This is a genomic window from Janthinobacterium sp. SUN211, assembly GCF_030587315.1.
Classification (GTDB): Bacteria; Pseudomonadota; Gammaproteobacteria; order Burkholderiales; family Burkholderiaceae_D; genus Janthinobacterium; species Janthinobacterium kumbetense.
Window position 1 is genome coordinate 725,960 of record NZ_JAPWIC010000002.1, and the last position, 18,253, is coordinate 744,212.

The following is an 18,253-nucleotide window of genomic DNA, read 5'->3' on the forward strand; positions in this document are numbered from 1 at the left end:
CATTCATTGGATTCATCATGCAAACTGCTATCTTGCCGCTGCCTGCACGGTCGCGCTCTCCCTTGTCGCGCCTGAACTGGCCGCGCGGCGTGGTCGTGGCGATCACCCTGGTCGCCATTTTCCTGCCGCTGTTCCTGATTTTTTACCAGAGCTTTTTGAACGCGCCCTTCTTCATGCCGGTGCGCGAATTCGGCTTTGATTCCTACCGTTTCATCTTCGATGATCCCGATTTCGCAATGGCCTTCAAGAATGGCCTGATGCTGGCCTTCGGCCTGACCGTCATCGCCGTGCCGCTGGGCGGCATGCTGGCCTTCCTGATGGTGCGCACGGATTTGCCGGGCCGCGGCTGGGTTGCGCCCATGCTGCTGGTGCCGATCTTTGTCTCGCCGATGGTGATGGGCTTTGGCTACGTCGTCTCGATGGGACCCGTGGGCTTCTACTCGATCTGGGCCAAGGAGCTGCTGGGCTTCGTGCCCTGGAATATCTATTCCTTCACCAGCATTGTCATCATCGCTGGCCTGACGCACGTGCCGCACGTCTACCTGTATGCCTCGTCGGCCTTGAAAAGCCTGGGTTCGGACGTGGAAGAAGCGGCCCGCGTGGCCGGCGCTTCGCCGATCCAGGTGATGCTCAATGTGTCGCTGCCGATGATCATGCCGGCGCTGGCGTATGCGGGCGTGCTGGTGTTCTTCCTCGGCTTCGAGGTGTTCGGCCTGGTGTTGGTGCTCGGTGATCCGGAAGGCCATCTGGTGCTGCCGACCTATCTGTACAAGCTGACGAACAAACTGGGCACGCCGTCGTACCACCTGATGGCCGCCGTCGCCGTCTGCCTGGTGATGGTGACCATGCCGCTGGTGATGATACAGCGCTGGCTGCTCAAATCCGCCAACAAATACGTGTCGATCAAGGGCAAGGGCGCGCGCAGCAAGGCCATGCCGCTGGGCCGCTGGAAGTGGCTGGCGTTTGCCTTGCTGGCCGGCTGGCTGATCTTCACCATCATCCTGCCGTTGACGGGCATCGTGCTGCGCTCCTTCGTGCAGTACTGGGGCGAGGGCGTGCACCTGGCCGACGTGCTGACGTTGCAGCATTTCCGCGACATTTTCGACCAGCCTTCGCTGGTGCGCGGCATCGTCAACACCATCCTGATCGGCGTCGTCGGCGGCGCGCTGGCCGTGGGCTGCTACAGCTTCATCGCACTGGCCATGCACCGCAAGCAGGACGGCATCACGCGCCTGCTCGATTACAGCGTGCTGGTGCCGCGCGCCGTGCCGGGCCTCTTGGCCGGCCTGTCGTTCCTGTGGGTGTTCCTGTTCGTGCCGGCCTGGCTCGACGGCATATTGAAAGGCATGGACAACGGCGTGGCCCTGTGGCTCAGCGGCCATGTGATTCCCGTGCTGCGCGAAGTGCGTTCGACGATCTTCGCCCTGTGGCTCGCGTATTCGGTGGTGTGGATGGCTTACGGCATGCGCCTCATTTCGACGGCGCTGCTGCAGGTGGGGCCGGAGCTGGAAGAGGCGGCGCGCGCCGTCGGCGCCAGCCGTGGCCAGGTGACGCGCGACGTGACCCTGCCGCTGATCAAGTACGGCTTGCTGGGCGCCTGGCTGATGGTGTTCCTGATTTTCGAGCGCGAATATTCGACGGGCGTGTACCTGCTCTCGCCGGGCACGGAAGTGATCGGCGCCATGCTGGTGTCGCTGTGGGCGGGCGGCTCGACCGACCTGGTGGCGGCGCTGTCCTTCATCAATATCACCCTGGTGGCCATCGGCCTGGGCATCGCGCTGCGCTTTGGCGTGAAGTTACATAACTGAGCTGCATAACTAAGAATAGACTGAGACCACATCATGAATGAATTGACCGTCAATGAGCTGTACCTGGACTACGGCACGGGCGCCGCCGCCAACCAGATCCTGAAAGGTGTCTCGATGCACCTGCAAAAAGGCGAAGTGGTCGCGCTGCTGGGACCTTCGGGCAGCGGCAAGACCACCTTGCTGCGCGCCGTCGCCGGGCTGGAAAGCCCGAAGGCGGGCACCATCCAGATCGGCGAGCGCAATGTCTTCGACGGCGCGAAGCATTTCGAGATGCCGGCCGAGCATCGCAACCTGGGACTGGTGTTCCAGTCGTACGCGCTGTGGCCGCACAAGACCGTGTTCGACAACGTCGCCTACGGCCTCAAATTGCGCAAGATGGGCAGCACGGAAATCGCCGCACGCATCAAGGAAGTGCTGACGCAGCTGGGACTCGGACATCTGGGCGAGCGCTATCCGCACCAGCTGTCCGGCGGCCAGCAGCAGCGCGTGGCGATCGCCCGCGCGCTGGTGTACAACCCGCCCGTGATCCTGCTCGACGAACCGCTGTCGAACCTGGACGCCAAGCTGCGCGAGGAGGCGCGCGCCTTCCTGCGCGAACTGATCGTGCGCCTGGGCCTGTCGGCCCTGATGGTGACGCATGACCAGGGCGAGGCGATGGCCATTTCCGACCGTATCTTGCTGCTCAATAACGGCAAGATCGAGCAGCAGGGCACGCCGCAAAGCATGTATGAAACGCCGGACACCCTGTTCACGGCCGAATTCATGGGCAGTAACAATCGTCTGCCCGGCAAGGTGGTGCAGCGCGACGGCAAGCAGGTGCGCCTGCTGGTCGATGGCGCCTCCATGCAGGGCGTGGCGCGCGGCGCCAACGCGGGCACGGAAGTGACCACCATGATACGCGTGGAGGAAGTGAAGATCAGCGCCACACAGGTCGACAACGCCATCGAGCTGCCGCTGCTGACGTGCATGTACCTGGGCGACCGCTGGGAATGCCTGTTCGAACGCGGCGGCGCCGAGAACATCAGCTTGCGCGCGTATTCGCGCCACAAGCTCGAGGCGGGCAAGTACTGGCTGCACATGCCGGCCGATAAGCTCTGGGTGTTTTAACGGTGCCGTGGTGGCCGCGCTGGCGCGCAGTCGGCGCGGCGCTGGCCGCCGGGCTGGCGGGTGCCGCCATCTGCCTGTGGCTGCACACGCCGCTGCCGTGGATGATCGGCCCCCTGTTTGCCACGGCCGCGCTGCGCCTGGCAGGGCGCGAACTGGCCTGTCCCGTGCGCGTGCGGGAAGCGGGACAGTGGGCCATCGGCACGGCCTTGGGTCTGTATTTCACGGCGCCCGTGCTGGCCGTGCTCACGGTCTATACGCCATGGATCGCCGGCGCCGTGCTGTTCGCGCTGGCGCTGGGCGCATCCGGCGCCATGCTGCTGCGTCGCCTCTCCGGCGTCGACCATGCCACCGCCTTCTTTGCCATGGCCGTGGGTGGCGCATCCGAGATGGCGGTGCAGAGCGAGCGCCATGGCGCCGACGTGGGCAAGGTGGCCGCCGCGCACAGCCTGCGCATGATGCTGGTGGTGGCGACGATTCCGTTCGGCGTGCGCTACTGGGGCAGCCATGGCCTGGCAGAAGGGCATGAGACTTTCGTGCCGGGCGCCGCGCTGGTCGACTATGGCGGGCTGGCGCTGCTGGTCGGCATCACGGTGCTGGCGGCCCTCGCATTAAAACGGGGCCGGCTGCCCAACGCGTGGGTCATCGGCCCGCTGCTGGCCGCGCTGCTGCTGACGGCCTGCGGCATCCATCTGTCGCGCCTGCCCGAATGGATGATACGCGCGGGCCAGCTGTTCATCGGCATCGCCCTGGGCACGCGCTTCACTCCCGCCTTCCTGCATGCTGCTCCCCGCTACCTGGCCGGCGTGGCTCTGTGCAGCGTCCTGATGTTGCTGCTGGCGGCCGCCTTCGGACTGGGCCTGTCGCACTGGCTGGGCATCCATCCCGGCACGGCCGTCCTGGCCACCTCGCCCGGCGGCATCGCGGAAATGTCGCTGACGGCCAAGGCCCTGCATCTGGGCGTCCCCATCGTCACGGCCTTCCACGTGGCGCGCATGGTAGTGCTGGTATTGCTGATCGGACCGCTGTTTCGCCTGCTGCCGCGTCCTTAATTTCCCCGCACGACGATTTCCTGCACCTGCGGTTCGCGCTGGCGCATGAAGCGCACGATGGAGTCCACCGTGACGACGTCGATCTGGCGCGTCATGCGGCGCTCGAACGGGTGATCGTCGAAGGCGATATTGGCGCGGAACATGCGCGCGCCCAGGCGCGTGGCGGCCGGTATGCTGAGCGTTTGCGGCGCGTAGCTGGCGCTGCGCAGCCAGCTTTGCGCTTCGGCGCGCGTTTCGATCTTGCCCGGCTCGTTGCTGGCAGCGGCCAGGGTTTCCAGCACCCACTGGTTCGAGTTCTGGTACTTGGTGGAAAACGGATAGGCCAGCATATTGTAGTGCGCCTCATGCAGGCGCTTGGGCGTGTTCGACGTCAGCAGTCGCACCAGTTGCTGCTGCGTATCCTGGCCGGGAATCAGGATCAGGCTTTCATACATGAACACGTCATCCATGAAGAAATTGCCCAAGCCTTCGTTGTACAGCGACGATTGCGCCGTGCCGCATTCATTGAGTTCATGCACCACCAGCCAGCGGCCCTTCGGGTGGTCGCGCCAGGCCAGCGCCATGTGCGAATAGCGCAAATTGTACTTCGACAAGTCTTGCCCGGCGCGCGCCACCAGCGCCACTTGCGCGCCCGAACCATCGAGCGCCTGCAGGGTCTTTTGCGCCAGATCCATCGATTTGACGAGGGTGGTCGCATCCGTTGGCTTTTCCTCGCACGAGCGTCCCGCATGGGCGGCGCCGGCCAGGGCCAGGCTGATGATCATGACAGTCAGGCGTTTCATGGGTTCACGCTTTCGAATGGTGGAGGATGGCATTGCCGGCCGCATCCGGCACATAGGCGATGGCCTTGCCTGACAGTACCAGCATGTGGCCCGTCGAGACGGCAACCACCTGGATGGCCGTGCCGGCCGCCAGCGACAGGCCTTGCGCGGCTTTCAGGCTCAGCTTGACGGAGGCCGTGGCCGCCTGCGAGGCGCCCCTGGCTGCGCTCTTCAGCACGAGGACGCTGCCGTCGGCCACGTCTTCCACCTTGTCGATGACGATTTCACCGGCGGCGGCCAGCACCGACATGGAGCCGACGAGCACGATGGCCGACGCCATGCTGGCATTGTCGGACGCGTTGGTGGTGTCGGAATTGGCGGCCTGGGCCAGCGGCGCCATGGTGGCGGCGCACAGCAGGGCGGTGGCGAGCAGATGTTTCATGGGATTTCCGTTCTTCATTGGTGGTTACACTTTGGAGTGGTGCAGCAGCGCCTTGCCCAGTTCGTTCGGGATGAAGGCGATGGCCTTGCCGGAAAGAACCAGCATGTGTCCGGTGGACAGCGCCACCACGTTGACCACGGTGCCGGCCGCCAGCGACAGGCCCTTGGCCGCTTGCGTGCTCATCTGGATGGAAGCGCCGCCCGCTTCGGACGCGCCTTTCAGCACGATGACGATGCCTTCGCCCACCGTTTCCACGCTGGCGACCACCACCTGGCCGGAGGCGACCAGCATCGACATGGAGCCGGCGACGACGATGGCGGAACCCTGGCTGAGGTTTTGCGAGCCTTTCGACAGGTTCTCCGAGGCGGCGGCGTGGACCAGGCCGGGAGCGGCCACGGAGAGCGTCAACAGCGACAGGGACAGGCAGAGGGGCAGCAGGCGTTTCATGTGTTTCTCCTTCAAGTGTGCCAAGTGGCAACGCCATCATTGTAGACTGTGGGCAATTGGTCAATGAAAACGCTACTCGTAGCGGGCAGGCATACCGCAGGTAGCGTATTGCGCTACTTTTTTGCCGTCAGAACCGATGCCATTTTTATAAAGGAAATGCATGCCGCAAACCCACGCCTTGATAGAAGCCTTGAAACGCCTGTTGAAAGCGCGCGCCGTCACATATGCCGAGCTGGCCCAGCGCATCGGCGTATCCGAAGCCAGCGTCAAGCGGATGTTTTCGCAGAAGCAATTTACCTTGCAACGCCTGGATCAGATCCTGGTGGCCATCGGCAGCGATTTCCAGCAGCTGGCGCTGGCCGTGCAGTCTGCCCAGGCCGCGCCCACCCTGATCACGGGACTGACATATGCGCAGGAAAAGGAAATCATCGAGGACACCCGGCTGTTCGTGGTGGCCGTGTCTGCCCTGAACCTGCTGCCGCTGGAACAGATCGTCGCCATCTACGACATCAGCGAGGCGCAAGCCGTGAAATACCTGCTGCGCCTCGACAAGATCGGCTTTCTGGAACTGCTGCCGAATAACCGGGTCAAACTGCTGGTGGCGCGTACGTTTGCGTGGATACCGAACGGTCCCATCCATACGTATTTCAAAAAGGAAGCCTATGGTGACTATTTGAATTCCCAATTCGATGGCGAAACGGAATTGTTGCGCCTGGTGAACGTGATGCTGTCGAAAAAATCCACGGCGGCCTTGCTGGAACGCCTGAAGCAAGTGGCGGTAGAATTCTCGCAGCAACACCAGGAAGACGCGCGCCTGCCCGGCGATGAGCGCCTGGCCATCAGCTTCATGCTGGCGGCGCGTCCCTGGATGCCGCAGACGTTCAAGGCGTTACTGCGGCAGTGAGCGTGCAAGCCGGTCGATAAGCAAGCCTGCTAGCCTGTAAGCAAGCCAGCCGCCAGCAAGCCAGCAAGCCAGCAAGCCAGCAAGTCAGCAAGTCAGTACGCCGCAATAAAGCCATTTGTGTAAAGCCATGCGTGGCGCCGGGTCTTTCTGGCCCCTAGTCTGGCCGCTGGCCGCGCCTGTTTGCGCCATCCTCGATTGCTTGCTGGCCCATTGCTTGCGGGCTCATTTATTGCTGCCCCGTTTGCTGTTGGCCCGATTTCTGCTGCCCCTCTTGTTCTTCTTGTTCCTGTTTCATTTGCGACAGCAAGCGCCAGGCAAAGAAGCCCAGCACGCCCACGCCCAGCAGCAGTGCGCCCCACAGCGCGGCCAGGCGCCACGGTGCCCCGTCCTTTGTGGCGCGTGCGGGTGCCGCCGCGCCCCCGTTGGGGTGGAGCGGGCCGGCGCTGGCCGTCTTGAGTGCCAGCAATTCGTCCGCCTTGAAGCCGGGCGCCACCTGCGACAGCGGTTGCGCCACGGCGGCGGCGTTGCTGTTGCCGAATGCCAGTTGATAAGGCGGCTTGCCGCTGGCCAGGAAAACGACGGTGGCCGGTGTCCAGCCCAGGCGCAGGGCGGGCGCATCGCTGGCGTCGAGCTGGAGTTCCGTGGCCGTCTGCAGCACCCATTCGCCCGTTTGCGTCACGGGCATGGCCAGGTCGCCCGAGATCCTCTCCTTGCCATCGAGGCCGATGCGGTAAAACGTCGTGCTCAGCAGGGGATCGAAATACGCGCCTTGCGCGGGACGCGCCTGGTGGCGCAGGTGCAGCCGGTGCCGGGGAACATAGTTGTGCTGGCGATACACGCCCAGAGTCACGGGCAGCACCACATTGTTGCGCGTCAATTGCAGGGCGATGCTGTCGGCGGGAATGGCGAGGGGCGTGGCGTAGCGCCATTCATTCGCCTGCTTGCCGGGCAAGCCTTGCAGCACGATGGAGGCGCGCGCTGGGGCGATCTCCGTTTCGCTGACGGCTTGCGCCGTGATCGCCGCAAAGGCCAGCGGTTCGCCCGCTTGCCAGCTCAGGCGCGCATAGCGGAAGGCGCGCGGCGCAAAGGCGATGCTGTCGTTGGCCAGGGTTTGCGTGTCGCTGTTGCTGAGCCAATTCAGGGTGGTGGTGCTGATGGCGTCCCATTGCTTCAGGTCATCGCTCACTTCCAGCAGCACTTGCGCACTGTAATTGTCCGTGCGGGCCGGCGGCGTGAAGCGCAAGGCGGCGATGCGCTTGTCTTGCGTTTGCTTGCCCAAGTCGAGGATCAGCGCTTGCAGCGCCGCCGTGGTCGCCGCCGTGCCGGCGCGCGTGCTGACCGACAGCAAGCGGCCATCGTCCGCCGTGCGGATATCGATGCCTTGCAAGCCATCGCCAGTTGCCGGCGCGCTCGTCACGGGGAAAATGCGGGCCGGAATGGCTGTCCGTTGCGTGGCCGATTGCGCGGGCGGCGCGCCGATGGCGTAGGCCAGGCGCTTGCCGTCCGCGTCGAACAGGCGCAGGTCCGCCAGGCTGGCCGAGCTGGCGTGCAGGTAGACGTCCCTGGGCAATATCAGCTGGACGATGCCGGCGCCGGCCGGCACCTGCACGGGCATGCTCCAGGCATAGTCCTGTGGCCGGTCCTGGCCGGGCGCGGCCAGCGCGGCGCCTGCCACCAGCAGGCTGCAGCAGATCAATGAGGGCTTCATGCGGCTCCTTGTTGCGGTTCGGCTGAAGCGGGCGCGGCAGCCTTGGGAAACGGCGCCAGGTAGCCGATCAAGACCATCAGCAAGCCGACGCCCACGAAGGAGACGATGCGCTCGATGCCGCCCACGTTCGACAGGTCGATCAGGAACAGTTTCAGGACGACCAGACCCAGCAGCACGGCGCCCAGGCTCCATTGCTGGCGCCGCTGCTGGCGCGCCGCGTGACGCATCAGCAGCAGGGCCGTCACGCTCCACACCAGCGACAGCATCGCTTGCACGAACTGCGAGGCCAGCATGGCGTCAAAGGTGTAGGGCACGCCCAGGTACTGCGACACCGTGCGCAGCAGCATCAGGTTGAACCAGCCATACAGCAGGCACGCGGCCACGACGGGCAAGCGCGCTTGCCACAGCGCGGGCAGCGGCATCTGGCCCGCCGGCAGCAAGCGGTAGCTGGCAATGGCCAGCAGGACGGCAAAACCCGTGCTCAGGTCCAGCGGATTGAGCAATGGCAAATACGGCAGCGGTGCCATGGCGCCGTCGTCGAAGATATTCCATGCGGCGATCAGCAGCAGCGACCATGCCGCCGCCAGCGGTATCAGATAACGCTGGTACCACGCTGCAATCGGCGCCACCGGCCAGGCGCCAGCGCGGCAGCGGCGGATCAGCCAGGCCAGCACCAGCATCATGGCCCAGGCCGGCAAGTAGCGGGCCCAGGCAGGGCTGACGCTGCCTTCATGCTGTGCCAGCCAGGCGCTGACCTGCATGGCGCCAAGCGGCCACAGCATCAGCCAGGGCGCGGCCGTGCGCAGCGTATGCAGCAGGCGCAGCGCACGCACGTCGAGTTGCCAGCCCGCTTGCGGCCAGGCCAGCAGCAGGTATTCTCCTGCCGCCAGGGCGCTGGCCAGGGCCAGCCAGCTCAAGCCGGTCGGCAGGTAGTCGCGCAGGTACAGCGCCAGCAGCAGGTTGGCGCTCCACAAGCCCAGGCCAATCCAGGCGGCCACGCTGATCCAGCGCAGCTGCGGCCAATCGAGGCGCCGCGCCAGGAGGGCGAACGCGGGCGTCGTGACGCAGACGGCGATCAGGTACAGCGCCAGCCAGTGTTCGCCCGCGTGTGCTTGCAGCGCCAGGTTGCCGTCGATCAGGCGCAGCAGCCAGCTGGTGAAGGGCACGAGGATGGCGGCAAACCACAGCAAGCCGCTCCAGGCCAGCAGGGGGCGCGCCACCAGGGCCAGCAGCTCGTCGCCGCCGCGCGCGCGCAGCGCAAGGAAACGGGCGCTGGCAAAGGCGGCGGCGCCCAGCAGCAGGGCGCTGAGGAAGGAGCCGCCGAACAGGCTGGCCGGATGCTGATCCCAGGCCCAGCTGGCGCGGCTGAGCATGACCATGCCGGCCAGGACCTGCACGGCCAGCAGCAGCGCGCGCGGCGCATGCCATTGTTCGCGCCGCGCCAGCGCCGCCAGCAGGGCTGCCACTGCCAGCGCGCTGACGGTGAGCAGGTTCAGTTGCGTGGCGGCATCCGTGCGCAGCAGGATTTCGGTCCAGATGCCGCCCAGCAGCCAGACTGTGGCGGCCGTCAGGAACAGCACGGACAGGCTGCTCATGAACTCCGGATGCAAGTGGCTGCCGTTGCGGCGGAAGTTGAAGGCCATCACCAGCGCGGCGGCGGCCAGCAGCGCGCAGCCGAGCCAGATGTTGGCGTCCAGGGCCGCTGCCGTATCGAGTTCCAGCATGGCGCCGAGGAAGGCAAGCCAGGCGGCTCCCTGCACCAGCAGGCCGAAAGCCCAGGCCAGCGTCTGGCGCTGGCGCAAGCCGACCCAGACGATGCCCGCGCCTTCCAGCGCCCAGGCGGCGGACGTCCAGCGGCCGTCAAGGGCGAACGGGATGGCCAGGGTGCCGAAGACGATGCCCAGCGCGAGGAAGGCTTCGGCCAGCAGTTTGAAACCTGCGCGGCGCCACAGCGCCACGGCCAGTCCCGTGTAGCACAGGCCGGCAAGCAGCGCGGAAAACGCCAGTCCAAAGTCAAAGTGCCGGACCAGGCCGTATTGCAGGCCCATGGCCGCCAGCGGCGTGCCGAAGACGAGGGTGCCATCCACGTAATGCTTGAGGCGCGGCGCCTGGCGCGCGCAGTAGGCGATCGCGATGCCGATATAGAACAGCACGAACAGGATCAGGAACAGTTGCGTCGACAGGTAGTGCTCGGGCGAGTAGCGCAGCAGGCCCCAGGTGGTGGCAACGACAAAGGTAAAGCCAAAGCTCAGCACATTCAGCACGCGCCAGGCGCGTTTCAGGGCGATGGCGAAGACGCCCGCATTGAGCAGCGCGTAATAGCTGAACAGGCCGATATGGTTGCCGCTGCCCGTCGACACCAGCAGGGGCACGGCAAAGCCGCCGACGATGCCGAAGACGGCCAGCCAGACAGCGTTTTGCAGCACGGCCAGCAGACACGTGAACGCCGTCAGCACGAACAGTACGGCAAACGCCAGGCCGGCCGGGATCAATTCATACAGGCGAAAAGCGCCAAACGTGACCAACATCAATATCGCCAGCGCCGTGCCCTGCAGCGGCAGGCTGATGCCTGGACGGCTGAGGCGGATGCGCCAGGCCCAGGCCAGCAGGGCAATATCGGCCAGCGCGATGCCGGCCAGGCGCAGCTCGATGGGCAGCGTGACCTGGGCCGACACGTACTTGAGCAGGAAGCTGACGCCGAGGAAGAGGATCAGCAAGCCCAGCTTGGCGACCAGGTTGCCCGTGAATAGCCAGTTTTTCGCCTTGGCAACGAGGCCGTCCGGGTGCGCGATCCAGGACGGGGTATTCGGGACGGCAGGGGCGGGCCTGGCAGGGGGCGGCGGAGCCGATGGTGCTGGGGCGGATGGGGCGGCTGGCGCAGCCTTTGCCAGTGCGACGGGCTCGCTCGCGGCCGCTTGCGGCACGGGGGCGGCAGGCGGCGCAGGCACCAGCGGGGCAACCGCAACAGGCGCCGGTACTGGTGCCGACAGCGGCGCAGCGCTCTCTACAGCGGGAACGGCAGCAGGCGCTTCGCCCTGGCCTTCCAGCGTCCGCAGGCGCTGCTGGATGCCGTCGACTTCCTTGCGCAGGCGGGCTGTCAGCAGTTCCAGATCCGCCACCTTGCGGCGGTACTGCAGCACCAGCACGAAGGCGGTAATCAGCAAGCCAAGGATGAACAGCGTGATCAATCCAAACATGGGGCAGCTTTCCTGAAAGGGCAGGGCGAAGGCGCCCGATGTATGCGCACATTACCTTATTATCAAGAAACAGGCGATTTCTGTTGTGTCAGGGCAAGTGCCAGGAAGTGCGTGCGGCGGCAAGGCAAGCATGGGGCCGGAGCGGGCTTTTCATATTGATGTCAAGCAAGATGTCGACATTCAGATTGTCGTGCGCAAGATAGTGCTGTATTTTAGCAATTCCTTAATTGCCAGTTCCCCATGCCATGAGTCAAAGCAGCCAGTTTTCCTTATTGTCGCAGCGCCGTTTCGGGCCCTTCTTTTGGACCCAGTTCTTTGGCGCCTTTAACGACAATCTGTTCAAGACGGCCTTGATGGTGATCCTCGCCTACGATGCGCTGAGCTGGACCACGCTCGACCCGTCCACCATCACCAACCTGATTCCCGGCCTGTTCATCCTGCCCTACGTCGTGTTTTCAGCCACGGCGGGTCAGCTGGCCGACAAGTTCGAAAAGGCAGGCCTGGCCCGTTTCGTGAAATGGATGGAACTGGCCATCATGGCCGTGGCCGCCGCCGGCTGGATGACGCATACCCTGTGGCTGCTGGTGGCCGCCGTCGTGGGCATGGGCGTGCATTCGACCCTGTTCGGCCCCGTCAAGTATGCATACCTGCCGCAGCAGCTCAAACCCGAGGAACTGGTCGGCGGCAATGGCCTGATCGAAATGGGCACCTTTGTCGGCATTTTATTGGGCGAAATCCTCGGCGCCGTGTTGATCGTGCACAAGCCGCTGGGCGTGGAACTGGTGGCGGGCGCGACGATTGCCGTGGCCGTCTTCGGCCTCATCGCCAGCTACCGCGTGCCGCGCACGCCGGCGCCCGAGCCGGACTTGAAGGTGAGCCTGAATTTCGTCGCCGAATCGTTCCGCAACCTGAATTTTTCGCGCAAGAACCGTCCCGTCTTCCTGGCCATGCTGGGCAACTCCTGGTTCTGGTTCTATGGCGCCCTGATCCTGGCGCAGTTCCCCGTGTATTCGAAGGATTTCCTGCATGGCGACCACAGCGTGTTCGTGCTGCTGCTGACCGTGTTTTCCGTCGGCATCGGCACGGGTTCCCTGCTGTGCGAACGCCTGTCCGGCCACAAGATCGAGATCGGCCTGGTGCCGTTCGGTTCCATCGGCCTGTCGCTGTTCGGCATCGACCTGTATTTCGCCAGCAATGCGTATGCGAATACGCAAGTGGTCGATGCGCTGGCCTTTGTCAGCCAGGCCGGCGTGCCGCACATCTTGCTCGACATCGTCATGATCGGCGTCTTCGGCGGCTTTTTCATCGTGCCCCTGTTCGCCCTGATCCAGACGCGCTGCGACCCGAAACACATTTCGCGCACGATCGCCGGCATGAATATCCTGAACGCCCTGTTCATGGTGGCGGCCGCCGGCGTGGCCATCGTGCTGCTGGGCCAGGGGTTTACGATTCCGCAGTTGTTCCTCGTCACGGCCATCCTGAACGCGCTGGTGGCGGCCTACATCTTCTCGCTGGTGCCGGAATTCCTCATGCGCTTCCTCGCGTGGATACTGATACAGACCGTGCACCGCGTGAAAGTCGTCGATGGCGAGCGCATCCCGACGGAAGGGGCGGCCGTGCTGGTGTGTAACCACGTCAGCTATGTGGACGCCATCGTCATCATGGCGGCCAGCCCTCGGCCCATCCGTTTCGTCATGGACCACCGCATCTTCAAGATGCCGCTGATGGGCTGGATTTTCCGCACGGCCAAGGCGATTCCCATCGCGCCGGCCAAGGAAGATCCTTTCCTCATGGAAAAGGCTTTCATTGATATCGCGCAAGCGCTGCACGAGGGCGAGCTGGTGTGCATCTTCCCCGAAGGCAAGCTGACGCGCACGGGCCAGATCAGCGAATTCAAGGGCGGCATCGCGAAGATCGTTGAGCGCAGCAAGGTGCCCGTGATTCCACTGGCGCTGCGCGGCTTGTGGGGACATCTGTTGAGCCATCGCAATGGCCATTTGTTCGAGCGCGCCTTCAAGGCAGGCTTGCGCTCGCGCCTGTCGCTGGCCGTGGGCATGCCCGTGGCGCCCGAGGCCGCCACGCCGGAACTGTTGCAGCAAAAGGTGCAGGAATTGCGCGGCAAGTGGAAATAAACGCTATTTTGTTCGCGTAGCTGTCCCCATCCGCCCCGCCAGGCGCTGTTCCAGCAGGGCGGCGATGGCGGCGAAGTCCACCGGTTTCGTCAGGTGATGGTCGAAACCGGCTTGTTCCGTGCGTGAGCGCGCCTCTCCCCAGCCCGTCAGGGCGATCAGCAGCACCTCGCGCCCCTGCGCACGCTGACGTATCTGGCGCGCCGCCTCATAACCATCCATGTCCGGCATGCCCAGGTCCATCACGACCAGTTGCGGCCACGACCTGTCGACGGCCGCCAGGGCTTGCGCGCCGCCATACGCGACACTGGCGGCATAGCCCTCGAGCTGGAACAGGCTTTGCAAGGCATCGGCCGCATCGAGGTTGTCGTCCACCACCAGCACTTGCACGGGCTGGCCAGCGCCGGCGGGCGTCTCGCTGCGGGCAGCTTCCGGCGCGGCCGGGGCGGCTGCCTGGGCGTCGCCGGCGCTGGCGGGCAGGGTGACGATGAAGCGGCTGCCGCGGCCGGGGCCGTCGCTGTACGCTTCGATGTTGCCGCCATGCATCTCTGTAAATTGGCGCGCCAGGCTCAGGCCGATGCCCAGGCCGCTGGCCATCTGGCCTTCCACCGTGCGCCCCTGTTCAAACATGGAAAAGATGCGCGGGATGGCGTCCGGTTCGATGCCGATGCCGTTGTCTTCGACCGCCACTTGCAGCAAGCCTTGCGCCAGGCGCGCCGTCATGTGGATGTGGCCGCCTTCCGGCGTGAACTTCACGGCATTCGACACGATATTGGCAAAGATCTGCACCACCCTGGCATAGTCGGCGTGCAAGGTCACGGCATGCGGCGGCAACGTCTGCGTGATGCTGATGTGCCGGCTGTCGGCCGCGGGCTGGCACAGTTCGATCACATGGTCGAGTACTTGCTGTAAATCAATGTTTTCTCGCTGCAGCAGTACCTTGCCGCTGGTGATGCGCGCCACGTTGAGCAAATCATCCACCAGCCGCGTCAGGTGTATCACCTGGCGCTCGATCACGCCGCTGACCTTGCTGACCTGCTCCGATGCGGGATACAGGTGCTTGAGCAGGGCCACCGAGGTCTTGATGGGCGCCAGCGGATTGCGCAGTTCATGCCCGAGGCTGGCAAGGAATTCGTCCTTGCGCCGCTGCGTCTCGCGCACCTGGTACTGGCGCTGGCGTGCGCGCAGCATGGCGTGGGCCGAGGTGATCAGGGTCAATATGTGTACGGGGCGCTCCAGCAGGGTCAGGTTGCCCAGGGTGGCGACGGCTTGCCGCAAAGACAGGGAATCGAGTCCCGCGTGCGTCAGCAGGATGATCGGCAAATCGGACCAGTCCGGTTGCTGGCGGGCGTAGGCGTCTAGCACGGCGTACACGCCTGCAGGCAAGGATTCGTCCACCGTCAGCACGCCGCCGGCGCCCAGCGCCAGCTGCTCGGCCAGTTCGCCGGCGGAGCGGCAGGCGTGGCTGGCGATGGCCTCGCCTGCGAGCACCCTGGCAGCCAGGGCGGCGTCCTGGCCGCCAGGCGCGTAGATCAGGATACGCTGCTCCATGGCAACTCCTAGGGGAAGGGCGTGCCGCCGATGGTGGGCAAGCCCGACAGGATGCCGTGAAAGCCGGCCAGGGCCGGGCCGATGCGGATGCCCTGCGGGCTGATCTCGAAGCGGCGGATGCTGCGCTCGTGCGCGCTGCCGCGCTTCTTGAAGACGGAAATGGCTTGCCGCACCTCGCCTTCCGTTTCGTAATAGCGCAGCATGATGACGCCGTCGGCCAGGTAGCTGGCGTCGGCCGAGGTCGTCATCGAGGTGCCCAGCATGTTTTGCTGCACGCCGACGAGCAGGGTGGCCACGCCCCGCTGGCCCAGGTAATTGAGCAGTTCATGCAGATAGGTGCTCTGGAAGCGCTCGTCGGGCACGGCATGCATGTAGCCGTTCAGGCTATCGATGACGATGACCTGGGCGCCCCGTTCTGCCGCGTCGACCACGGCCTGGGCGAATTCTCCCGGTGTCAGCTCGGCCGGATCGACTTGCTGCACACTCAACAGGCCGGAATCGAGTGCCGGCTGCAGGCGCATGCCCACGTTGTCGGCCCGGTTCAGCAGTTTGCTGCGCGCTTCTTCGAACAGGAACATGGCGCACGGTTCGCCGCGCGTTATGGCCGCGTGCACGAATTGCGCCGCCAGGGTGGACTTGCCGCTGCCGGCCGGGCCGGAAATGAGCGTGCTCATGCCTTCTTCCAGGCCGCCCCCTGTCATGGTGTCGAGTTCGGGCACGCCGCTCGACAGGCGCCGATGGTCGCCATCGCGGCGCGTGTCGGCCGCCACCAGGCGCGGAAAGACGACCAGGCCGTCATGGGCGATCTTGTAGTCGTGCGTGCCGCTGCGAAACGGCACGCCCCGGTATTTGACCACCCGCACGCGGCGCCGGTCATTGCCGTAGGCCTGGTTTTGCAGCTCCAGCGAAATGACGCAGTGGGCCACGCTACGCACTTGCAAGCCGTCGTCCAGCGCGGAACGGTCATCGATCAGCAGGGTGGTGCAGTGCCGGCTGGCCAGGTATTGTTTCAACGCGACGACCTGGCGCCGGTAGCGCAGAGGATTTTCCGCCAGCAACTGCAGTTCGGACAGCGAATCGAGCACGAGGCGGACAGGGCGGTGCTTTTCGATGGCGGCGAGGATGCGCTGGTTGGTCGAGGCCAGTTCGATTTCCGACGGGTGGAAGATGGTGTACTGGCGCTCGGGGTCGAGGATATCGTCGCCGGGCGCCACTTCTTCGATGGCGATGCCGGCCAGGTCCCAGCCATGCGACAGGGCCGCACCGCGCAGCTCGATCGCGGATTCCGCCAGGGCGATATACAGCACGGGCACGCCGCTGCGCGCGCCTTCGGCCAGAAATTGCAGCGCCAGGGTGGTCTTGCCCGTGCCGGGGGCGCCTTCGACCAGGTACAGGCGCTCGGCCAGCATGCCGCCGGTGAGTATCGCGTCGAGGCCTGCGACGCCCGTCGACAGCAGCGGCGGCGCGTCCGGGCCGCTCGCGCCATCGTGCTGCCCTGTGTTTCGCGCCTGTGCCGTCATCGTTGCGCCCCCGCTTTGCCACGCCGTGATCACTATACTAGCGCGTCCGGCGCGACATGTCTTTTCGATACCATTGGTAAATATTCATCGTGACAGGGCGGGGGCGCGCAAGGCAGTGTTGCGTACGCGATCACGGTCTCAGCAAAAAACGCATTACCCTGCTACAGTAATCATTCAATCCAACTTTCCCGCTTTGCCGTTTTGCCGCCGCCCGCCCGCTTCCCATTCGAATTGGCGGGCGTGCCGACGCTGTTGTTGCCTTCATTTTATTGCCTCATTGATAATTTAATCCGCTTGATAGTTACTATGTTTCAATTGTAACGATGCTTGACGATTTTAGAATGATCGTTCATTCTTTGATCTGCGTTAATAAATTTAGTCATTTCTAACGACACTAGCCAGCTTCTTTTTCAGAAAGTCCAAGATGCAACCAACATTTTCCTTGACGTCGCCGCGTACGAGCGGCGCTATTGCCGTTCTGTGCGCCACTGTAATCATGGCCGGCTGCAGTAAAAAACAGGAAGCACCTCACGCGCAGCAAGCGCCACAGGTGGTCGTGTTTACTGTTAATCCGGCCGCGTTGCCGATGAGCGCCGAATTGCCTGGCCGTACGAATGCCTACCAGGTCGCCGATGTGCGCCCGCAAGTCGGCGGCTTGATCCAGAAGCGCCTGTTCGTCGAAGGCAGCGATGTGAAAGCGGGCACGGCCCTGTATCAGATCGACCCCGCCACCTACCAGGCTGCCTATAATTCAGCCAAGGCCGCGCTGTCGAAAGCCAAGGCCAACTTGCTGACGGCCGGTCCGAAAGCCTCGCGCTACAAGGAACTGGTCGCCATCGAAGGCGTGAGCCGCCAGGAATACGACGATGCCGTCGCTGCGTTCGAGCAAGCCAAGGCAGACGTCGAGTCCGCCACCGCGGCGCTGGAAACGGCGAACATCAACCTGAAATACAGCACCGTGACGGCGCCGATCAGCGGCCGCACCAGCCGCTCGAGCGTGACGGCCGGCGCGCTGGTCACGGCGGGCCAGGCCGACGCGCTGACCACCGTGCAGCAACTCGATCCCATCTATGTCGACGTGACCCAGTCGAGCACGGACCTGCTGCGCCTGAAACGCCAGATGGCCGACGGCTCGCTGAAAAAAGTGGGCGAAGGTCAGGCCAAGGTCGACCTGATCTTGCCGGATGGCAGCAAGTACAGCGAACCGGGCAAGCTGCAGTTCGCTGGCGTGACGGTCGATCCGACCACCGGCAACGTGATCTTGCGCGCGCTGTTCCCGAACCCGAAAGGCGAATTGCTGCCAGGCATGTACGTACGTGCCCAGCTGGAAACGGGCGTCGATGAAAAAGCCATCACCGTGCCGCAAGTGGGCGTGACGCGCAACCAGAAGGGCCAGGCAACCGCCTTGATCCTGAACAAGGAAAACAAGGTCGAGCAACGCGTTCTGACCACCAGCGGCACCGTCGGCACCAACTGGCTGGTGACGTCCGGCCTGGCCGCAGGCGATCGCGTGATCGTGGAAGGCTTGCAAAAAGTCAAGCCAGGCGCACCAGCCGTTGCCGTACCGGCCAAGGCCGCTGCCGCCTCTGCCGCAGCATCGGCTGCCAGCGCCCACTAATTCAGGAGAATA

At 64.5% G+C, this 18,253-nt stretch carries 13 protein-coding genes; 6 read left to right on the forward strand and 7 right to left on the reverse strand.

Annotated elements, in window-relative coordinates; genetic code table 11:
- The first annotated feature begins 17 nt into the window (after window positions 1-17).
- Genes O3301_RS09010 through O3301_RS09020 form a run of 3 tightly spaced genes read left to right on the forward strand, consistent with a single transcriptional unit; the run spans window position 18 to window position 3,964 of the window.
- On the forward strand, window positions 18-1,808 hold the full coding sequence (locus tag O3301_RS09010) for an iron ABC transporter permease (protein ID WP_070219148.1): 1,791 nt from the start codon (window positions 18-20) through the stop codon (window positions 1,806-1,808).
- A gap of 33 nt (window positions 1,809-1,841) precedes the next feature.
- A complete protein-coding gene (locus O3301_RS09015) occupies window positions 1,842-2,915 on the forward strand; it encodes an ABC transporter ATP-binding protein (protein ID WP_289910994.1) in 1,074 nt (357 codons plus the stop codon).
- Between the two features lie 2 nt (window positions 2,916-2,917).
- Window positions 2,918-3,964 (forward strand): AbrB family transcriptional regulator, encoded by a 1,047-nt coding sequence (locus tag O3301_RS09020; RefSeq protein ID WP_305056173.1) that lies wholly within the window; start codon window positions 2,918-2,920, stop codon window positions 3,962-3,964.
- On the opposite strand, the gene O3301_RS09025 is transcribed toward O3301_RS09020, so the two are convergent.
- Genes O3301_RS09025 through O3301_RS09035 form a run of 3 tightly spaced genes read right to left on the reverse strand, consistent with a single transcriptional unit; the run spans window position 3,961 to window position 5,614 of the window.
- Window positions 3,961-4,746, reverse strand: coding sequence for a DUF2145 domain-containing protein (locus O3301_RS09025; RefSeq protein WP_251350456.1), 786 nt, complete (start codon window positions 4,744-4,746; stop codon window positions 3,961-3,963). The genes O3301_RS09020 and O3301_RS09025 overlap by 4 nt on opposite strands.
- A 4-nt stretch (window positions 4,747-4,750) precedes the next feature.
- A complete protein-coding gene (locus tag O3301_RS09030) occupies window positions 4,751-5,167 on the reverse strand; it encodes a hypothetical protein (RefSeq protein WP_305056174.1) in 417 nt (138 codons plus the stop codon).
- Between the two features lie 24 nt (window positions 5,168-5,191).
- Window positions 5,192-5,614, reverse strand: a complete 423-nt coding sequence (locus O3301_RS09035; protein WP_251350458.1) for a hypothetical protein — start codon at window positions 5,612-5,614, stop codon at window positions 5,192-5,194.
- Between the two features lie 160 nt (window positions 5,615-5,774).
- On the opposite strand from O3301_RS09035, the gene O3301_RS09040 reads away from it, so the two are divergent.
- Window positions 5,775-6,518, forward strand: a complete 744-nt coding sequence (locus tag O3301_RS09040) for a helix-turn-helix transcriptional regulator (RefSeq protein ID WP_077407465.1) — start codon at window positions 5,775-5,777, stop codon at window positions 6,516-6,518.
- Between the two features lie 226 nt (window positions 6,519-6,744).
- Here O3301_RS09040 and O3301_RS09045 read toward each other — a convergent pair whose 3' ends face one another.
- Complete coding sequence (locus O3301_RS09045) at window positions 6,745-8,226, reverse strand: DUF3999 family protein (RefSeq protein ID WP_305056175.1); 1,482 nt, start codon at window positions 8,224-8,226, stop codon at window positions 6,745-6,747.
- Window positions 8,223-11,423: a DUF2339 domain-containing protein gene (locus O3301_RS09050; protein WP_305056176.1), complete on the reverse strand. Its 3,201-nt coding sequence runs from the start codon at window positions 11,421-11,423 to the stop codon at window positions 8,223-8,225. The genes O3301_RS09045 and O3301_RS09050 overlap by 4 nt, the downstream gene beginning before the upstream one ends.
- Window positions 11,424-11,668: 245 nt before the next feature.
- Between O3301_RS09050 and O3301_RS09055 the strand changes: the two genes are divergently transcribed.
- The gene (locus tag O3301_RS09055) at window positions 11,669-13,555 is read left to right on the forward strand and encodes an MFS transporter (RefSeq protein WP_305056177.1); all 1,887 of its coding nucleotides are present in this window, start codon (window positions 11,669-11,671) and stop codon (window positions 13,553-13,555) included.
- Window positions 13,556-13,558: 3 nt separating this feature from the next.
- On the opposite strand, the gene O3301_RS09060 is transcribed toward O3301_RS09055, so the two are convergent.
- Both O3301_RS09060 and O3301_RS09065 read right to left on the reverse strand, forming a co-directional pair.
- A complete protein-coding gene (locus O3301_RS09060) occupies window positions 13,559-15,103 on the reverse strand; it encodes an ATP-binding protein (RefSeq protein ID WP_305056178.1) in 1,545 nt (514 codons plus the stop codon).
- Window positions 15,104-15,111: 8 nt separating this feature from the next.
- Window positions 15,112-16,623 carry an ATPase domain-containing protein gene (locus tag O3301_RS09065; protein WP_305056179.1) on the reverse strand — a complete coding sequence of 504 codons (1,512 nt, stop codon included), beginning with the start codon at window positions 16,621-16,623 and terminating at the stop codon, window positions 15,112-15,114.
- 424 nt (window positions 16,624-17,047) lie between these two features.
- On the opposite strand from O3301_RS09065, the gene O3301_RS09070 reads away from it, so the two are divergent.
- Window positions 17,048-18,241, forward strand: coding sequence for an efflux RND transporter periplasmic adaptor subunit (locus O3301_RS09070; RefSeq protein ID WP_305056180.1), 1,194 nt, complete (start codon window positions 17,048-17,050; stop codon window positions 18,239-18,241).
- Window positions 18,242-18,253 lie beyond the last annotated feature (12 nt).